The sequence below is a fragment of the Gilliamella sp. wkB7 genome (assembly GCF_001693435.1).
GTDB classification, from domain to species: Bacteria; Pseudomonadota; Gammaproteobacteria; order Enterobacterales; family Orbaceae; genus Gilliamella; species Gilliamella apicola_N.
The window spans coordinates 1726710-1745344 of the sequence record NZ_CM004509.1 but is presented as its reverse complement, the minus strand read 5'-3'; the positions used below and the strand labels follow the sequence as shown (position 1 = coordinate 1745344).

Below are 18635 nucleotides of genomic sequence, written 5' to 3'. Positions count from 1 at the left end.
TAAAATTATGTCAACACAGCAAGAGCAACAAAATCATATTGAAGAGTTAAATAACGAGCTTACAATACGTCGTGAAAAGCTTGCACATATCCGCGAGCAAGGTATTGCTTTCCCTAATGACTTTCGCCGTGACGCAATTTCAAGCGATCTTCATAAATTATATGACGATAAAACTAACGAAGAGTTAATTGAAAATAAAATTACCGTTACTGTTGCTGGTCGAATGATGATGCGCCGTATTATGGGGAAAGCATCGTTTGTTTCATTGCAAGATGTTGCTGGACAAATCCAACTTTATGTTACTCGTGATGATCTACCTGAAAATTTTTATAATGAACAATTTAAAAAGTGGGATCTTGGGGATATCATTGGAGCTAAGGGGTATTTGTTTAAAACAAAAACTGGCGAACTGTCAATCCACTGTGAAGAAATTCGTCTGTTAACTAAAGCACTACGCCCATTACCTGACAAATTCCATGGTCTTGCTGATCAAGAAATGCGTTATCGTCAACGTTACCTAGATCTTATCACTAACCAAGAGTCGCGTAATACCTTTATTGCTCGTTCAAAAGTGGTAACAGAAATTCGTAACTTTATGCTTGAAAACCACTTTATGGAAGTTGAAACTCCAATGATGCAAGTGATCCCTGGTGGCGCTTCGGCTAAACCATTTATCACGCACCATAATGCGCTCGATCTTGATATGTATTTGCGTATTGCTCCTGAACTTTATTTAAAACGTTTGGTAGTGGGTGGTTTTGAACGTGTGTTTGAGATTAACCGAAACTTTCGTAATGAAGGAGTATCGCCAAGACATAATCCAGAATTCACCATGATGGAAATGTATATGGCTTATGCGGATTATAAAGATCTGATTGTTTTAACTGAGTCGTTATTCCGTCGTTTAGCCATTGCGGTAACAGGTAATCCTGTTGTGCAATATGGCGATCATACTTTTGATTTTGGAAAACCTTTCATCAAAATGACCATGCGCGAAGCTATTTGTCATTATCGACCAGAAACCAATAATGCCGATTTAGATGATTTTGATAAAGCGTGTGCTATTGCAAAAGCTGTTGGTATCAAAGTTGAAAAAGGTTGGGGTCTTGGTCGTGTTGTTACAGAAATCTTCGAAGAGGTTGCAGAAGCTAACTTAATTCAACCAACATTTATCACTGAATACCCAGCGGAAGTATCACCACTTGCTCGTCGTAACGATGAAAATCCATTTGTTACCGACCGTTTTGAGTTCTTTATTGGTGGACGAGAAATTGGTAACGGATTCTCAGAACTTAATGATGCTGAAGATCAAGCACAACGTTTTGCTGATCAAGTATCACAAAAAGATGCTGGAGATGATGAAGCGATGTTCTATGATGATGATTATATCACTGCTCTTGAACATGGTTTACCGCCAACAGCAGGACTTGGTATTGGTATCGATCGCACAGTAATGTTATTTACTAACAGTCATACCATTCGTGACGTAATTTTATTCCCGACCATGCGTCCAATAAAATAAAATTTCTTACCATAATAAACCTCACTTATTATTAGATAGGTGAGGTTTTATACTCAAACGTATAGTTAACCTCAAACTTTTTTACAATACTTCTTTTATTATAATAAAAAACAATTGATATTAACTTTATTCAGGTATTTCTATCTCATTAAAACATTTAAAATAAAATAATTAAGTAAAAATCTTTTATTCATTGCAATTAAATTAAAATACTATCATTCATACCAACTCTAAACTTCACAAAGAACACTTATAGGCTTTCTAAATATTACTCTAAAATCTGATTAGTTAATGGTTAGAGATATAATAACTAGAGTGGTGTTAATCAGTCTATTGAGACAACAATAGCTAACTTCCCTAATCAATATTGATTAAGTCTTTTAATGATAATAAAAGAAAAAATTAAGCTAAAACCTTTACTGAAAACTCAAACTATTACAAAGAACGTCATCACTTACATCAAGTCACGATCGAGTTAAAAACATTTAATAAAATAGTCAGTTATGAGAATAAGAAACCGTTAATGATATTCATCATTAACGGCCTATTAATTTAGATTAACTAATATTGGTCGGTTTAGTGTGATGAGGTAATATTAAATTTAATACAATAGCTAAAATACCACACAAGCTAATTCCTTGTAGTGCATAAGAGCCAAAATCAAAAATCATTCCACCAATACCAAATACTAATACCAATGAAACAATACACATATTACGAGAAACGGATAGATCCACTTTATGTTTGACTAAAATATTGATGCCAACCGATGCAATTGACCCAAACAGTAGTACCATAATGCCCCCCATAACTACCGTTGGAATGGAGCTTAAAAAAGCGCCAATTTTTCCAACAAAAGACATTAAAATCGCCCAAATTGCAGCCCACGTCATCACTCTTGTTTTAAAATTACGCGTTAACGTTACTGCACCAATTACTTCAGCGTAAGTAATACAAGGTGGCCCCCCCAAAAGTCCAGCAGTTGAGGTTGCGAGTCCGTCACCTAACAAAGTACGTTGTAAACCAGGTTCACGGGTATAATCTTTACCTGTAACAGAACTAATTGCCATAATATCACCTACATGTTCAATGGTTGGTGCAATAACAATTGGAATCATATATAAAATAGCTTGCCATTGAAATGTTGGAAACGTGAAATCAGGAACTTTAAACCATGGAGCATCAATAACAGATTGAAAATTGACAATACCAAATAAACACGAAAGCGTATATCCTACGATGATCCCAGCAATGATGGGTACTAATTTAAAAAAACCTTTTGCCCAAATCGCCATAGCTAAAGTGGTAATGAGTGATGCCATTGAAATAATAATTAATTGATAGTTTTCAGCTGGTAAACCACTATCTTTACCCATTGCCATGCCGACTGCGACCGGCGCTAGGGATAAACCAATAACCATAATAATGGGCCCCGTCACTACGGGTGGTAAAATTCGGTTAATTACATTATTTCCATTAATTTTTACTAAAAAAGCAAAAAACATAAACACAAAACCTGCAGCAACTAAACCGCCTAACGTTGCAGGTATTCCCCACTGCGCTACACCAAATGAAATTGGTGCAATAAAGGCAAAGGAAGAAGCTAAAAATACTGGCACTTTTCCTTTAGTGGTAAGTTGAAACAATAGCGTACCAACACCAGCTGTAAACAGTGCCACATTTGGGTTTAATCCAGTTAATAAAGGAACTAAAACTAATGCACCAAATGCGACAAATAACATTTGAGCTCCGGTAAAAATGTCCTGCCATGAGTGTTTAGACTGGAGGGCTTGATGCTTTACTTCATCTGTTGTGATTTTTGCCACGTTGACAATCTCCTTTTCAACTTAATATGTAGCTCATAAATAATTTAATAATTAATAGGCATAAAAAAACCGGATAAACCGGTCTAAAATTTGAGATTTTATTTGGTGCCAAATATTTTATCGCCAGCATCACCAAGCCCTGGTAAGATGTAGCCTTTATCATTCAGCCTTTCATCAATTGAAGCGGTATAAAGTTCGACATCAGGATGCGCCTGCTCAAGTGTTTTAATACCTTCTGGAGCAGCAACTAAAACTAATACTTTGATATTTTTACAGCCCGCTTTCTTAAGCAGATCAATAGTTGCAACCATTGAACCACCTGTTGCAAGCATTGGATCAACAACCAAAGCCATTCGTTCTTCAATATCAGAAGTTAATTTTTGGAAATAAGGGACTGGTTCTAATGTTTCTTCATTACGATAAAAACCAACGACGCTAATTCTTGCACTCGGTACATGTTCCAATACACCATCCATCATACCTAAGCCTGCTCGCAAAATTGGCACTACAGTAATTTTTTTACCTTTAATGCGTTCTACTTGAACAGGACCACACCAACCTTCAATGGTTACAGTTTCTGTTGGAAGATTCGCCGTTGCTTCATAAGTTAATAAGCTGCCTACTTCACTGGCAAGGTCACGGAAATCTTTTGTACTAATATCATGTTCACGCATTAAGCCAATTTTATGACGTACAAGAGGATGTTTTACTTCAACAATTTTCATGGGGGCCTCAGTGTTATTCTTTGGAAGATATAATTAGTAGATATAAATAACCACTGAGCGATAATTCTAACATAAATCTGACTTTATGAAAACCTGAAATCAATACGAGAGCTGTTAGCATAACCATTGCCAATAAAATAAAAAATTAATTTTAATGATAAAAAATCACTTCTATTTTAAATTTTTTGTTAAAAAATAAAATTTAAAGGATTTTTTCTAATTAAATTAAAAAGGAATATAAAAAAATAGATTGGTTTATTAATTGTATTACAAAGGATTAAGTAAATTTTAATGGATGAACAGAATGTATATTTTATTTTCTATCATTGTTACTTTTTCACAGTAATGCTTGATATTTCTTTGAGACTTAACTCAATTGTGACTATGATATACTCCCCCACTTTAGCGGTTTCAGTACGACGCTTAATATGATATAGATAAATCAGGTTGGTGGTTATTGCTGAAGTTAGTTCCATTTGGCGGTATTATATTACTCATCTTTTTCTTAAAAGACTTTATATCAAGTTTCAATCAATATGGTCATTATTTAAATAATTTTCATGTGACCTCATTTTTATTTTTGAAGATATAATGAGTAGGTATAAATAACCACTGAGCAATTATACGAATATAAATTCTTACTATATGTAAACCTGAAATCAATAAGAAATCTGATGGTATAACCATTGAAATTAAAATAAAAAAACTGATTTTAATGATAAAAATCAGTTTTATTTTTATTTTTTTTTTATTAAAATACCTACTCCTGAAAGGGTTTTTTTCTAATTAAATTAAAAAGGAATATTTAAGGATGGATTGGTTTATTGATTGTATTACAAAAAATTATGTAAATTTCAGCGGAAGAGCACGTCGAAAAGAGTATTGGATGTATACTTTATTTAATTGTATTATTTGCTTTGTTGTCATGCTGCTTGATGGTGCGTTAGGACTTAATTATATATTGAGTTTAATATATCTATTGGGAATATTGCTTCCTTCTTTAGCTGTTACCGTACGACGCCTACATGATACAGGCAAATCAGGCTGGTGGTTATTGCTGCAGTTTGTTCCATTTGGCAGTCTTATATTATTCATCTTTTGTTTAATAGATTCGACACCAGGAACTAATCAATATGGCGAAAATCCTAAAGGGTTTTAATGTGTCAATGACCTCATTACTAGATGTAATGAGGTTAACTAAATTTCAGTGTTATCTACTATGTTATTAAATACTTTCGCCATCTAAAAACTCAACAGGTAAATCAATTACATTCTGATCAATCTGTTTACCATTAATACATTTCAATAACATTTCGGCTGATTTCTGGCCAATTTCAATTCTCGGTGTCAAAATAGAAGCTAATTTTGGCGTGACGACTTGCCCAACATCATGCCCATGAAAACCAGCAATAGCTAATTGTTCGGGGACTTTAATGTCTAACCGTTGGCATTCAAACAATACCCCAAGCGCTAAATCATCGTTAGTACTAAAAACACCATCAATTTGAGGATACTCCTTCAAGGCCTGATGAAGTAAGTGCTTACCTAATGAATAAGATGAAGATTCTTTTGTCGCAAAAGTTTTGGTAGACAGTCCTGCGTCTCGCATGGCTTGTTCATAACCTTGCTGGCGTATAATACTTCTATCATCCTGACGCGCACTAAAATAAGCGATATGTTTATGACCTTTCTTAATCATGCGATTAACCATATTTTTAGTTACTTCATAATTATCAAAACCAACAGCCATATCAATACAAGGCGAAACACTATCCATAATTTCAACTACAGGTACACCTGATATTTCAATCATCTTTCGTGTTGCAGCGGTATGAGTTCGTTCAGTTAGTATCAATCCATCAATATTATAAGCAAGTAACGATCGCAAGCGCATTTCTTCTTTTTCAGGATTATATCCTGTGTGTGCAATCATGGTTTGATAACCATGTTTATCTGTTACAAGTTCGATGCCTTTCAATACATCAGCAAATACCTGATTGGTCAATGATGGTAATAAGACACCAATCGCATTACTTTTTGCATTAGACAGCATATCTGGCGCTTTATTAGGGATATAGCCAAGTTCATCTATTGCTGCTGATATTTGTAACTGAAGTGGTTTTGATACAAGATTAGGATCACGTAAAAAACGGCTTACTGTCATTTTACTAATACCAATAAAATCAGCTATTTCCTGCAAACCTGTGCGACGTTTTTTTATACTAACCATCTTTTTTTATACTACTCATTAATATTTTCCAAAAGCACAGGTTGCCAATTTATTGGTGTTTTTCCTTGTTGCCGAATAAGATCGTTCGCTTTTGAAAAATGCTTACAACCAAAAAAACCACGATGTGCAGACAATGGCGATGGATGAACGGAAGTTAATACATGATGTTTTTGACGATCAATAAACTGACCTTTTTTCTGCGCAGGTGATCCCCATAACAAAAAAACCACCCCTTCAAGATATTTATCGATTGCAGCGATTACGTGATCGGTAAATGTTTCCCAACCTATTTTCGCGTGTGAATGAGCCTGGCCGGCCTCAACAGTTAATACATTGTTCAACAATAATACGCCTTGCGTTGCCCAAGAGGCAAGGTAACCATGAGAAGGAATTTTAAATCCTTCAATATCAGTTGAGAGTTCTTTATAAATATTTAATAAAGAAGGTGGTGGTTTTATACCTGGTAACACTGAAAATGAAAGACCATGCGCTTGATTAGGGCCATGATAAGGATCTTGCCCTAAAATCACCACTTTAATTTCATTAAATGGAGTAAAACGAAAAGCATTAAAAACATCGTGCTGAGGAGGATAAATAATCTTCCTTTCAGCACGTTGTGATGCGACGAATTGCATTATCTGTTGAAAATAAGGTTTTTCTTTCTCGGATCCAATGACATCATGCCATGTTAATTGATTAGTCATACAATACCTATATTATTTTATGGCTCAACAACATAATTTACTGGTTGCAATAATTATACCTAAAAATAATAATAAGCCTATTGCTAATCAATTTTATGCAATTTAAATAAAGACTCTTAAATATTCTGTTAAACATAAAATCGCCATAGATTGTCCGTATGGCATCGATGTTAGTGGAATATTTTTATAATACTCCAGATCGTTACCCATTGCTGTTCCAAATGAAACATTTAAGAGTGTACCTTCATCATTAATGTTTGCCATTACACCTTTAATTGCTTTTTCAGCAATAACTTTGTAATCATCAGATATATAACGTTTTCTTATTGATTTTAATATCCCATAGGCAAAACCTGCAGTTGCTGATGTTTCCAAATACGAGGTAGCATCATCAATAATGGTATGCCATAAACCACTTTCATCTTGATATTTGGCTAATGCTTCAACTTGAGCATTTAAAACTTCAATCAACATTTTACCAATAGGATCATGTTCCTGAAGATCAAGTAATTCAATAAATTCAGGAATCACTATGGTTAACCAGCTGTTTCCTCTGGCCCATCTTGCTTTAGCAAAATTATGATTACCTTCAAAAGTCCAACCATGGAACCAAAGACCTGTTTGACGATCCATTAAATATTGAATGTGAATTAATATTTGATAAATTGCTTCTTGAATGTATTGAGGTTTATTGAGTAATTTACCAATTTTGGCAATAGGTAATACGCTCATCATCAATGTATCATCCCAAAGTTGTTGATGATTTTCATTGTTATAAACGATATGTTGTAAACCTTTAAATTTAGTTCGAGGCATCTCATACATTACCCAATCTGCCCAGCGTTCTAAATATGGTAGAAAAACTGGATTTTTAGTTTCTTCATAACGGTAAGCTAATGTTAGAAATGGGCATACAGTATTTACATTTTTAGTTGGTGTACCCTCAGATAAACGTCGCTTAAACCAATTATCAATAATGTCTAACGTAGTCTTATCGCCAGTCTGTTGATAAAATTGGTACATGCCATAAAGACCAATACCATGAGTCCATTCCCATCCATCCCAACCTTTAGTATCAATAATTCGTCCATCGTCCAAGCGCAATAAAAATTCACCTGTTTCATCCTTTATATTAATTAAATTATTTATAATGTTGTGAATTAATTCTTGCAACTCAGTTCTAGAAATTAAGTACTCAGGTTTACAGAGCAATTTACTATGTTTTACAGGAAATATTTGCATCTCTTCTCATCCTTTGATTAAATTTATATAAAAACAACTAACACTCATTTATTTAGCTTTATAACCAATATTATTATTGCCCCAAAGTTTGGCAACTGGCATTCCAGTCAACATTTCAACAATAGGTTTACCTTTATCACTAATTCTTTTCTCTGAATTTGTTCCAATTCCTTTTATATTATTAATTTCATCAATTAATATTTTGTGAGTTTTCAAATTAAGTTTAAATTTTAATGAAATCAAAAAACCTAAAGTTAAAACAAAGATAGTTCCAACGACTAATAAGATTAAAATAGCTTGTGATACCGCTGGTGGTTGCTCATTTTGCCCTTTAACAAACCCTGAGTATTGTAAACAAATACCAATTAACATTACCGCCCCTGCTTGAGAAGCTTTCCGTGTAAAAGTCATTACACCGGCAAAAATTCCTTCGCGACGTTTACCAGTAATAATTTCATCCACATCAGATATATAAGTATAGATATTCCAAGGGACATAGTTGATACCTCCGCGCCCCAATCCAGCTATCGCTGATACAATAACCAATAGTGTATGAATATTACTTAAGTTGTAATACCAAATCACACCATAAGCTAAGCAACTAATACCAAAAATGGTGATAACACCGCGATATGCAGGTGCTGGTCCATATTTAATACATAACGGCATCATACCTAATACCGCAACAAACTGTGTTATAGACATAGTACCAACTAGCATAGATGCAACTGTCGGTTCTTGTAATAACACAAAAATTACATAGTAAGTAAATACTGCATTAAAAACATCTTGTGCAATATACCCACCTAAATACATACCTAAATGCTGTCTAAAAATTTTGATTTTAAATGTAGATAGGAGTTCAATAATTAAATGACGAATACTTTCTTTAAATGATAATGAAGCGGCTTCTTGTTCAGCTTGTAAAGCTTCTTTAGATTTAAGCTCTTTTGGTCTTTCCCAAGTAAATAAGTACACCATACAAAGAGCAAAAGAGCATAAAACAGAAAATACTAAACTGGCGTAAAAAAACGATATAGCATTATCTTTCCCAAAATAAGTAAGTAATACTCCCGGTAAAAAGCCCGCCAAAATTGCAGACAATTGCGCCATAGATATACGTGCTCCAGAAAATTTTGTCTTTTGCTTAAAATCATCGGTCATTTCTGGAACAAGCGTTTCGTAAGGAACAAGTACCATGGTGTAAACCATATCAAAGAAGAGATAAGTTAATAAGTAATAGATATAGCTCATACCTGGAGCCCACATTACGCTATAACTAAAAATGAGAGGGATACCGAGTAGTATAAAAAATTTACGGCGACCAAAACGCTGACCTAAGCGAGTTCGACCAAAATTATCCGTTAAATATCCCATTAACGGACTAATTACGGCATCAAGTACTCTAGCTGCAGCAAAAATAAATGTTGCTTCAATAGGGGTTAAATCACAGAAATTTGTATAAAAATATAATAACCATACCGCAGTTAATGCAGTAGTTCCTGCACCTAAAAAATCACCGCCACCATAAGCTAAGTAATTTTTTAATCCTATTACTCTATTTTTCATATTTACCCCACACATTTTTCCAACTTATCCCAAAAAAGAAGTATTACTTCTAGATTGATCCTAGTTGTAGTCTATGGTGAGAGAATTTCTTAAACTTTAACGTGAATGCCAACTTTTTATAAAAGTGGCAAAAATTTAAAAGTCGGCGTGATTTTTATCACAAATATCTTATTTTCTTCAAAATCTTTTTATTTTTAAAAAAAATTTATGAAACAATAATTTAAATTTTATTTTAATTAAGTTGTGGGTATTTATATGACTGTTCCAAAAGTTGCTATTCTATTAGCAGAGGGTTTTGAGGAAGCTGAAGCAATCATTATTTATAATGCGCTTTGTCGTCTCAAAATTGAAGTTCATTTATTAGCATGCCAAAATCAGATTATAGTCACTAGTTATCATAATATTGAGATGAAAGCACATGCGTTACTTATGGAAAAACAATCAACGCTCTATGATGCGATCATTTTGCCTGGAGGACCTGACGGAACGATCAATTTAGGTAAGAATCCAGATGTAATTCAATTTATTCAATCACACGATGCTGCTGGTAAATGGATCTGTCCAATCTGCTCTGCTGCCGTAAAAGTATTAAATAAAAACAATTTACTCAAAGGCAGAAAGTACGTATGTTCCGGTGATTTGTATAAAAATGCTCATGACGGTGTTTTTGTTGATCAAGATGTCGTTTTAGATAAAAATCTTTTTAGTGGTAAAGGTCTCGGTATGGCATTTAAATTTGCTTTTACACTTGGAGAATTGCTTAATATGGATAAAAAAGAGGTTAAATTTCAAGCTGAACATATTTATATCTCTTATTGATCATATTAATTTTTGGAGTTTTAATTGTTGCTGTATATTTTAAATTTCCTCAAAAAAGATCCATCTAAATTAAACAATAAATTTTAAAATATTTAAACAGTTGCTTGTAAGTATTGCAATTACAGTGAAAAAGCTAAACAAAGGTATTACTTATTGAATTGATAGTTCTTTTTGACTTTAATCAAATTTTGAAAGTGCTATATTAACCTATAATTAATAAGGGCAATAAGGCCCATTAGGAGGATTTAAAAATGATTACAGGTATCCAAATTACTAAAGCTGACAATGCTGCACTACTTAACTCTTTTTGGTTATTAGATGATTCAACAAAAGAAGCGCGTTGTGTAGCTGCTAAATCTGTTTATAAAGAAGATCAAATTATTCCAACTGCTGAATTAGGTCAATTTGAATATCGCGAAGTACCTTTAGATGTAGCACCAACAATCAAAGTTGAAGGTGGTCAACATTTAAATGTTAATGTTCTTCGTCGTGAAACCTTGGAAGATGCAGTAAAACATCCAGAAAAATATCCACAATTAACTATTCGTGTTTCTGGTTATGCAGTACGTTTTAATTCTTTAACAGCAGAACAACAACGTGATGTTATTGCACGTACTTTTACAACAAAAATGTAATTAGTTTTAATATTATTTGTGCCTAATAATAATTAACATAAAAAGGATAATGAAAATTATCCTTTTTTTATTGAAATGATCATTTACTTATACAATTATTAAATAACTTAATAGTGCTAGTTTTAAGTCAAGAATAAAAAATCCCCATTATCTGATCAAAGCGAATTGATAAAATTAAACACTAAAAATCAAAGTTGTTAAAAAATCATCGCAATAAATTATATTTTAATCTAATGAATTAATTAATGCTGATATGTCAGCTCGCTCCATATAATTAACATTTACATAGGCAAAATGAATTTTTTTATCCTGACCAATTAAATAAGTTGCAGGTATAGGTAATTTATAACTATCATCACCATTAAAATCAGGTAAATAAGCCCCCAAACACTTGTATAGTTCTCTAACATTTTCTGGTAATGTAAAAACTAAACCAAATTTATTAGCGACCTGATTTTCAACATCAGATAATATATTAATTGATAGCGATTTTTCTTTTTTTAATTGTGCACTAATTTCAGATTTTTGTGGCGAAATGGCAATAAAATGCATATTTTTTTCTTGTTGGATCAATTTTAAATTATTTTCGAAATGTTCTAATTCTTTGACACAAAATGGGCACCAACTACCACGGAAAAAACTAATTACGACTGGTTTATTTTCAAGTAATTTATATAAATTAATCGGCTGATTCTCTGTTGATAGTAATGAAAAATTTGGTGCAATATCTCCATATTGCAAAGCATGACTATCTAATTTTTTACTTAACATATCTGATAATGAACTTTCCATGATATTTAACATATCTTGAGGTAATTGTTCAATCATACCTTGTTTTAATAATTCTAATTCTTCAATTGTTTTCATTAAGTAATATCCTTTGTTAATACATTTTCATAAATTTGACTCAATACTTTTTTAAATATAGCAACATCATTATCAGATAAATTATTCGTTATTTTTTCTATCCATAAACTATGCTGTTTCAATGTTTCCGTTAATAAGACAGTACCTGCAGAAGTTAAAGAAACCAAAGTAATTCTTTTATCTTTTTGATCGTTTCTTTTTGATATTAACTTCTTATTAAATAATGAACTAATGAGAGTAGTTGTAGAAGCTTTAGTTATTCCTAGATATTTTGCAATTTCTTGTAAAGATAATTCTTGATATTCTTGTAATAAAACTAAAATAATTAACCGACTCTCTGAAAGGTGAAATTGTTGCAGTCGCTTAGAACATTCAATATCAATCAAACTAGACACTGATAACAAAGTAAAAGCATGTCCGAATTTTTTCTAAATTAATAGTATTTTCTTTTTTCAAAATATTACAAAAAGATAAATATCGATTTTCTAGTTGCATATATAAATTTCACAAATTAGTTAGTACCCTTACTATTTTTATATGCCAAATAAAGTATGGTTTAATGTCAAACATTTGTTTTAAATATTGGATGTGCAGGAAAGGAAAGAAGATAAAAATTACAATATGAATAAGACAATAACAAAATCGAGCCTTAATGGCTCGATTGCATTATTATTGATTGATATTAACCAAAAAACTTTTTCACTTTATCAAAAAAGCTTTTTTCTTTCGGGCTATGTTTAGAGCTTTTGTCCGCTTTAAAACTTTCACCTAACTCTTTCAGTAGCTCTTTTTGTTTACTGGTTAAATTAACTGGTGTTTCAACTACGACATGACAGTAAAGATCACCAACCGAACTACCACGCAATGATTTAATACCTTTACCACGTAATCGGAACATTCTGCCTGTTTGCGTTTCGGCTGGAATGGTTAAACTTACTTTTCCGTTAAGGGTTGGAACCTCAACTTCACCACCCAGTGATGCTAAAACAATGTTAATCGGTATTTCGCAATGTAAATTAGTGCCATCACGTTCAAAAATCGCATGCTGTTTGATCTGTACTTGAACATATAAATCACCTGCTGGAGCACCATTTAAACCGGCTTCACCTTCACCAGCAAGTCGAATTCGGTTTCCAGTATCAACACCCGCTGGAATAGTTACTGATAGTGTTTTATTTTTTTGTACACGACCTTCACCATGGCACTTCTTACATGGATTTTTAACAACTTTACCACGACCATGACAGGTTGGACATTCTTGTTGTACAGCAAAAAATCCTTGGCGCATTTGTACAACACCAGAACCATGACAGGTATCACAAGTAACGACATCCGATGATTTTTCAGTACCTTGTCCATGACAAGTATCACATGTGACCCAAGTTGGTACTTTAATTTCTTTGCTGACACCGTTAGCCGCTTCTTCTAGCGTTAGCGTAATATTATATTGCAGATCAGCGCCTCGTGATGCCGTTTGACCACGTCCACGCCCTCCTCCAAAGAAGTCACTGAATAGATCATCAAATGCACCACCACCAAAACCACCGAAACCGCCAAAACCACCTGCTCCAGCGCCGCCACCTTGTTCAAATGCTGCATGGCCATATTGATCATAAGCAGCTTTCTTTTGGGCATCGGTCAAAATCTCATATGCTTCTTTGACTTCTTTAAATTTTGCTTCAGCTTCGGCTTTATTATCCTGATTTTTATCAGGATGATATTTCATGGCAAGGCGTTTATAGGCTTTTTTTATTTCACTTTCTGTGGCTGTTTTGCTTACGCCTAATATTTCATAATAGTCTTTCTTCGCCATAATTAACCTTTATTTTTATCATAACATAAACAACTAAACGGGCTTGAGTTACCTCGCGCCCGTTTAATGTGTTACATGTTTAAAACTCGTTGAAATAACTCATTAAAAAACATCTTTATCAATGCTTATTATTTTTTCTCGTCATCAACTTCTTTAAAATCAGCATCAACAACATCATCATCTTGCGCCGCAGAACCGCTGTTAGCTTGGTTTGCAGATTGACCAGCTTGAGCTTGTTGTTGTTCTAATTCAAGTAATTTTTTAGATGCTTCCATCAACGCATTGATTTTTGCTTCAATTTCAGCTTTATCTTCACCGCGAGCAGCAACTTCTAAAGCGCTTACCGCATCTTCAATCGCTTTTTTATCATCTGCTGATAGTTGATCACCAGCTTCTGTCACTTTTTTACGAGTTGAGTGAACAAGATGATCCGCTTGGTTACGCACTTGAGCTAACTCTTCAAACTTACGGTCAGCATCGGCATTTGCTTCAGCATCATTTACCATTTTTTGGATCTCTTCTTCACTTAAACCAGAAGAAGCCTTAATAGTAATGTTTTGTTCACGACCTGTATTTTTGTCTTTCGCTGAGACATGTAAAATACCGTCAGCGTCGATATCAAAAGTTACTTCAATTTGTGGCATACCACGAGGTGCAGCTTGAATACCATCAAGGTTAAATTGACCTAATGATTTATTATCACTAGCACGTTTACGTTCACCTTGTAACACATGGATAGTTACTGCTGATTGGTTATCTTCAGCTGTTGAGAACACTTGACTATGTTTAGTTGGGATAGTTGTGTTTTTCTCAATTAAGGTAGTCATTACACCACCCATAGTTTCAATACCAAGTGATAATGGTGTTACATCAAGTAATAATACATCTTTAACATCACCACCAAGCACACCACCTTGTACTGCAGCACCAACAGCTACTGCTTCATCAGGGTTTACATCTTTACGTGGCTCTTTACCAAAGAAGTCAGCAACCGCTTTTTGCACCATTGGCATACGAGTTTGACCGCCGACTAAAATTACATCTTTAATATCAGATACAGAAAGACCAGCATCTTGTAAAGCAGTTTTAACTGGTTCCATTGAACGTTTAACTAAATCTTCTACTAAAGATTCAAGTTTTGCACGTGTTACTTTGATATTTAAATGTTTTGGTCCAGTTGCATCAGCAGTGATATATGGTAAGTTGATATCAGTTTGTTGTGCTGATGATAATTCAATTTTCGCTTTTTCAGCAGCTTCTTTTAAACGTTGCATTGCAAGTGGATCGTTTTTAAGATCGAAACCTTGTTCACGTTTAAATTCATCAACTAAATAGTTAATTAAACGAGAATCAAAGTCTTCACCACCTAAGTGAGTATCACCATTTGTAGCTAATACTTCAAATGTTTTTTCACCATCAACATCATCAATTTCGATAATTGAAATATCGAATGTACCACCACCAAGGTCATATACTGCGATAGTGCGATTACCCACATCTTTATCTAAACCATAAGCAAGCGCTGCTGCTGTTGGTTCGTTGATGATACGTTTAACATCTAAACCAGCAATACGACCAGCATCTTTTGTTGCTTGACGTTGAGCATCATTAAAATAAGCTGGAACAGTGATAACGGCTTCAGTAACTGGTTCACCAAGATAATCTTCTGCTGTTTTTTTCATTTTCTTTAATACTTCAGCAGAGATTTGTGGTGGAGCAATTTTTTGACCTTTAACATCAACCCACGCATCGCCATTATCAGCTTTTACAATTTTGTATGGCATAATACCCACATCACGTTGTACTTCAGCATCTTCAAAACGACGGCCAATTAAACGTTTAATAGCAAATAATGTATTTTGTGGATTTGTTACTGCTTGGCGTTTTGCTGGTTGACCAACTAAAATTTCACCATCTTGTGTATAAGCAATAATGGAAGGGGTTGTGCGATCACCTTCTGCATTTTCTAATACTTTTGCTTGCCCATTGTCCATCACTGCAACACATGAATTTGTTGTACCTAAATCGATACCAATAATTTTACCCATAATCTTTGTCTCCTCAAAACCTGTATTTTATTTCTTGTATATAAGTCTTAAATTTTAATTTTCAAGCTTTAAATTTATACAAAGTAATATTTTTTGTTTCCACATAGATGGGAACAATATTGTTAATATCAAGGGGCAATATAAAAATTTTTTAATATATCTTGATTGCTAGGTTCTCTGCACTTATCATTGCCGCTCTTTTTTATTGTAGAACTTAATTTATAGGATCTTTATGGAACAAACAAAACTTGCAAATCCCGGCCCTCTGGGTTTAATGGGATTTGGTATGACAACAATTTTATTAAATATTCATAATGCAGGATTCTTTCCTGTTATGACTGTAATTGTCTCAATGGGTATTTTTTATGGTGGTCTTGCACAAGTTATTGCTGGTATTTTAGAATTCCGCAAAGGCAATACGTTTGGAACAACAGCATTTACCTCTTATGGTTTCTTTTGGATCGCATTAGTTGGCATTTGGTATTTACCAACTTCACCAGCAACTGCACCATCTGATGCAACCTTTGTGGGGATCTTCCTTGCTTTATGGGGAATTTTTACTGGTTTTATGTTTATTGGTACCTTGAAAGGCAATCGAGCATTACAATTTGTTTTTGCTAGCCTAACACTGTTATTTGCTCTGTTGGCAATTGGTAATATTTCAGGTAATCATGGCATTATTCATATTGCTGGTTTTGAAGGCATTATTTGTGGTGCAAGTGCAATTTATTTGGCAATGGCAGAAGTGATTAACGAACAATTTGGTCGTACTATTTTGCCTATTGGTGCACCTAAAGGCGCAGCGCATTAATAAAATTAAGCAGTCATACAATTGACTTTTTTAAGTGAGCAATGAAAACGGGGAAATATCCCCGTTTTTTTATGTCCAATAAGAGCGATTAAAGTCGATTATTTTTTATAAGCATCATTATGCACACCAACTGCCGCTCGGCCTGATGGATCGTTTAAATTTTTAAATGATTCATCCCATTCAATTGCTTTAGCCGTTGAACATGCAACCGTTGGACCGCCTGGTACACAATGGGCAGCACTTTCAACTGGGAATAATTCATCAAAAATTTCACGATACATGTATGCTTCTTTCGATGCAGGTGTATTGTAAGGGAAGCGGAATTTTGCATTTTCTAGCTGCTGATCAGTAATCTTGCTTTCAGCAATCTCTTTTAATGTATCAATCCAGCTATAACCAACGCCGTCAGAGAATTGTTCTTTTTGACGCCAAACTACCGATGCAGGTAAATAAGATTCAAATGCTTCACGAACAATGTGTTTTTCCATTTTACCGTTGCTACCACACATTTTATCTTTTGGATTAAGGCGCATCGCCACATCTAAGAATTTTTTATCTAAGAATGGTACCCGAGCCTCAACACCCCAAGCAGCCATAGCTTTATTTGCTCGCGCACAGTCGTACATATGTAAGGCAGCTAATTTACGTACAGTTTCTTCATGGAATTCTTTTGCATTTGGCGCTTTATGGAAATACAAATAACCACCAAATACTTCATCTGCACCTTCACCAGATAGAACCATTTTTATACCCATTGCTTTGATCTTACGCGCCATTAAATACATTGGCGTTGAAGCACGAATGGTTGTTACATCATAAGTTTCGATGTAATAAATGACATCACGAATCGCATCAATACCTTCTTGAATAGTAAAGTTAATTTCGTGATGAACTGTGCCTAAATGGTCAGCAACAGCCTGTGCAGCTTTCAAATCTGGCGCACCTTTTAAACCTACTGCAAATGAGTGTAACTGCGGCCACCAAGCTTCTGATTTTTCATGATCTTCAACACGGCGAGCTGAGAATTTTTTGGTAATTGCAGAGATAACTGAAGAGTCAAGACCGCCAGATAATAACACACCGTAAGGCACATCAGACATAAGATGGCTTTTAACAGACTCTTCTAAAGCAATACGTAACGCATTAATATCGGTCTTGTTATCTTTTACATTCTCGTAGTCCATCCAGTCACGTTGGTAATAAGTTTTAATTTCACCTTCAGTACTAGATAAATAACTTCCAGGAGGGAAAGCTTCAATGGTTTTACAAACGGGTACTAATGCTTTCATTTCTGAAGCAACATAAAACGTACCATTTTCATCATATCCCATATACATAGGAATAATACCTATGTGATCACGACCAATGAAATAAGTACCTTTATTGATGTCATAAAGGATAAAAGCAAACATACCTTGTAATTCATCAAGACAATGGATACCTTTTTCTTGATAAAGAGCTAAAATTACTTCACAGTCAGAGCCTGTTTGAAATTCATAACGATCTTTGTACTGATTTCGGAGTTCTTGATGATTATAAATTTCGCCATTGACTGCTAAAACTAAAGTTTTATCTTTATTATAAAGTGGCTGAGATCCTGTATTAACATCTACAATTGATAAACGTTCATGAGCTAAAATAGCTTTATCAGAAGCAAAAATACCAGACCAATCAGGACCACGGTGACGTTGTAGACTTGATAGCTCTAATGCTTTTGTTCGTAGTTGTTCTGGATCTGATTTAATATCAAGAATACCTAAAATCGAACACATTGATTTTCTCCATTTAAAATCGCCTAGGCGATACAATTTACAAGTAAAAACT

17 protein-coding genes are annotated in these 18635 nt (G+C 34.0%); 6 read left to right on the top strand and 11 right to left on the bottom strand.

Annotated features, from left to right (window positions below; genetic code table 11):
- Positions 1-7: 7 nt before the first annotated feature.
- Positions 8-1522 carry a lysine--tRNA ligase gene (gene lysS / locus A9G17_RS07595; RefSeq protein WP_065738202.1) on the top strand — a complete coding sequence of 505 codons (1515 nt, stop codon included), beginning with the start codon at positions 8-10 and terminating at the stop codon, positions 1520-1522.
- A gap of 557 nt (positions 1523-2079) precedes the next feature.
- Here the strand turns inward: lysS and A9G17_RS07590 are convergent.
- Both A9G17_RS07590 and upp read right to left on the bottom strand, forming a co-directional pair.
- Entirely contained in the window at positions 2080-3264 is a 1185-nt protein-coding gene (locus A9G17_RS07590) for a uracil-xanthine permease family protein (protein WP_081301792.1), read from the bottom strand.
- Positions 3265-3446: 182 nt separating this feature from the next.
- Positions 3447-4073 (bottom strand): uracil phosphoribosyltransferase, encoded by a 627-nt coding sequence (gene upp / locus A9G17_RS07585; RefSeq protein ID WP_025314320.1) that lies wholly within the window; start codon positions 4071-4073, stop codon positions 3447-3449.
- A gap of 457 nt (positions 4074-4530) precedes the next feature.
- Between upp and A9G17_RS13450 the strand changes: the two genes are divergently transcribed.
- Complete coding sequence (locus tag A9G17_RS13450; protein WP_442903398.1) at positions 4531-4665, top strand: hypothetical protein; 135 nt, start codon at positions 4531-4533, stop codon at positions 4663-4665.
- A gap of 219 nt (positions 4666-4884) precedes the next feature.
- Complete coding sequence (locus A9G17_RS07580) at positions 4885-5232, top strand: DUF805 domain-containing protein (protein ID WP_065738201.1); 348 nt, start codon at positions 4885-4887, stop codon at positions 5230-5232.
- 66 nt (positions 5233-5298) lie between these two features.
- Here A9G17_RS07580 and gntR read toward each other — a convergent pair whose 3' ends face one another.
- The 4 genes from gntR to A9G17_RS07560 form a co-directional block, all read right to left on the bottom strand.
- Positions 5299-6294, bottom strand: a complete 996-nt coding sequence (gntR, locus tag A9G17_RS07575) for a gluconate operon transcriptional repressor GntR (RefSeq protein ID WP_065739120.1) — start codon at positions 6292-6294, stop codon at positions 5299-5301.
- Between the two features lie 20 nt (positions 6295-6314).
- Positions 6315-7007 (bottom strand): uracil-DNA glycosylase, encoded by a 693-nt coding sequence (gene ung, locus A9G17_RS07570; RefSeq protein WP_065738200.1) that lies wholly within the window; start codon positions 7005-7007, stop codon positions 6315-6317.
- Positions 7008-7109: 102 nt separating this feature from the next.
- A complete protein-coding gene (bglB, locus tag A9G17_RS07565) occupies positions 7110-8249 on the bottom strand; it encodes a beta-galactosidase BglB (protein WP_065738199.1) in 1140 nt (379 codons plus the stop codon).
- Between the two features lie 48 nt (positions 8250-8297).
- Positions 8298-9818: an MFS transporter gene (locus A9G17_RS07560; RefSeq protein WP_065738198.1), complete on the bottom strand. Its 1521-nt coding sequence runs from the start codon at positions 9816-9818 to the stop codon at positions 8298-8300.
- Positions 9819-10073: 255 nt separating this feature from the next.
- Here A9G17_RS07560 and A9G17_RS07555 point away from each other — a divergent pair, with 255 nt between their 5' ends.
- Positions 10074-10637: a DJ-1/PfpI family protein gene (locus tag A9G17_RS07555; protein ID WP_065738197.1), complete on the top strand. Its 564-nt coding sequence runs from the start codon at positions 10074-10076 to the stop codon at positions 10635-10637.
- 251 nt (positions 10638-10888) lie between these two features.
- The gene (grcA, locus tag A9G17_RS07550; protein WP_025314317.1) at positions 10889-11272 is read left to right on the top strand and encodes an autonomous glycyl radical cofactor GrcA; all 384 of its coding nucleotides are present in this window, start codon (positions 10889-10891) and stop codon (positions 11270-11272) included.
- 225 nt (positions 11273-11497) lie between these two features.
- On the opposite strand, the gene A9G17_RS07545 is transcribed toward grcA, so the two are convergent.
- The 4 genes from A9G17_RS07545 to dnaK all read right to left on the bottom strand — a co-directional run bounded on the left by A9G17_RS07545 (position 11498) and on the right by dnaK (position 16000).
- Positions 11498-12139: a peroxiredoxin-like family protein gene (locus A9G17_RS07545; RefSeq protein ID WP_065738196.1), complete on the bottom strand. Its 642-nt coding sequence runs from the start codon at positions 12137-12139 to the stop codon at positions 11498-11500.
- The gene (locus A9G17_RS07540) at positions 12139-12525 is read right to left on the bottom strand and encodes a MarR family winged helix-turn-helix transcriptional regulator (protein ID WP_065738195.1); all 387 of its coding nucleotides are present in this window, start codon (positions 12523-12525) and stop codon (positions 12139-12141) included. The genes A9G17_RS07545 and A9G17_RS07540 overlap by 1 nt, the downstream gene beginning before the upstream one ends.
- Positions 12526-12821: 296 nt before the next feature.
- The gene (dnaJ, locus tag A9G17_RS07535) at positions 12822-13952 is read right to left on the bottom strand and encodes a molecular chaperone DnaJ (protein ID WP_065738194.1); all 1131 of its coding nucleotides are present in this window, start codon (positions 13950-13952) and stop codon (positions 12822-12824) included.
- 128 nt (positions 13953-14080) lie between these two features.
- On the bottom strand, positions 14081-16000 hold the full coding sequence (dnaK, locus tag A9G17_RS07530; RefSeq protein ID WP_065738193.1) for a molecular chaperone DnaK: 1920 nt from the start codon (positions 15998-16000) through the stop codon (positions 14081-14083).
- A gap of 232 nt (positions 16001-16232) precedes the next feature.
- On the opposite strand from dnaK, the gene satP reads away from it, so the two are divergent.
- Positions 16233-16811, top strand: a complete 579-nt coding sequence (gene satP, locus A9G17_RS07525; RefSeq protein ID WP_065738192.1) for an acetate uptake transporter — start codon at positions 16233-16235, stop codon at positions 16809-16811.
- Between the two features lie 98 nt (positions 16812-16909).
- On the opposite strand, the gene asnB is transcribed toward satP, so the two are convergent.
- A complete protein-coding gene (gene asnB / locus A9G17_RS07520) occupies positions 16910-18583 on the bottom strand; it encodes an asparagine synthase B (RefSeq protein WP_065738191.1) in 1674 nt (557 codons plus the stop codon).
- Positions 18584-18635 lie beyond the last annotated feature (52 nt).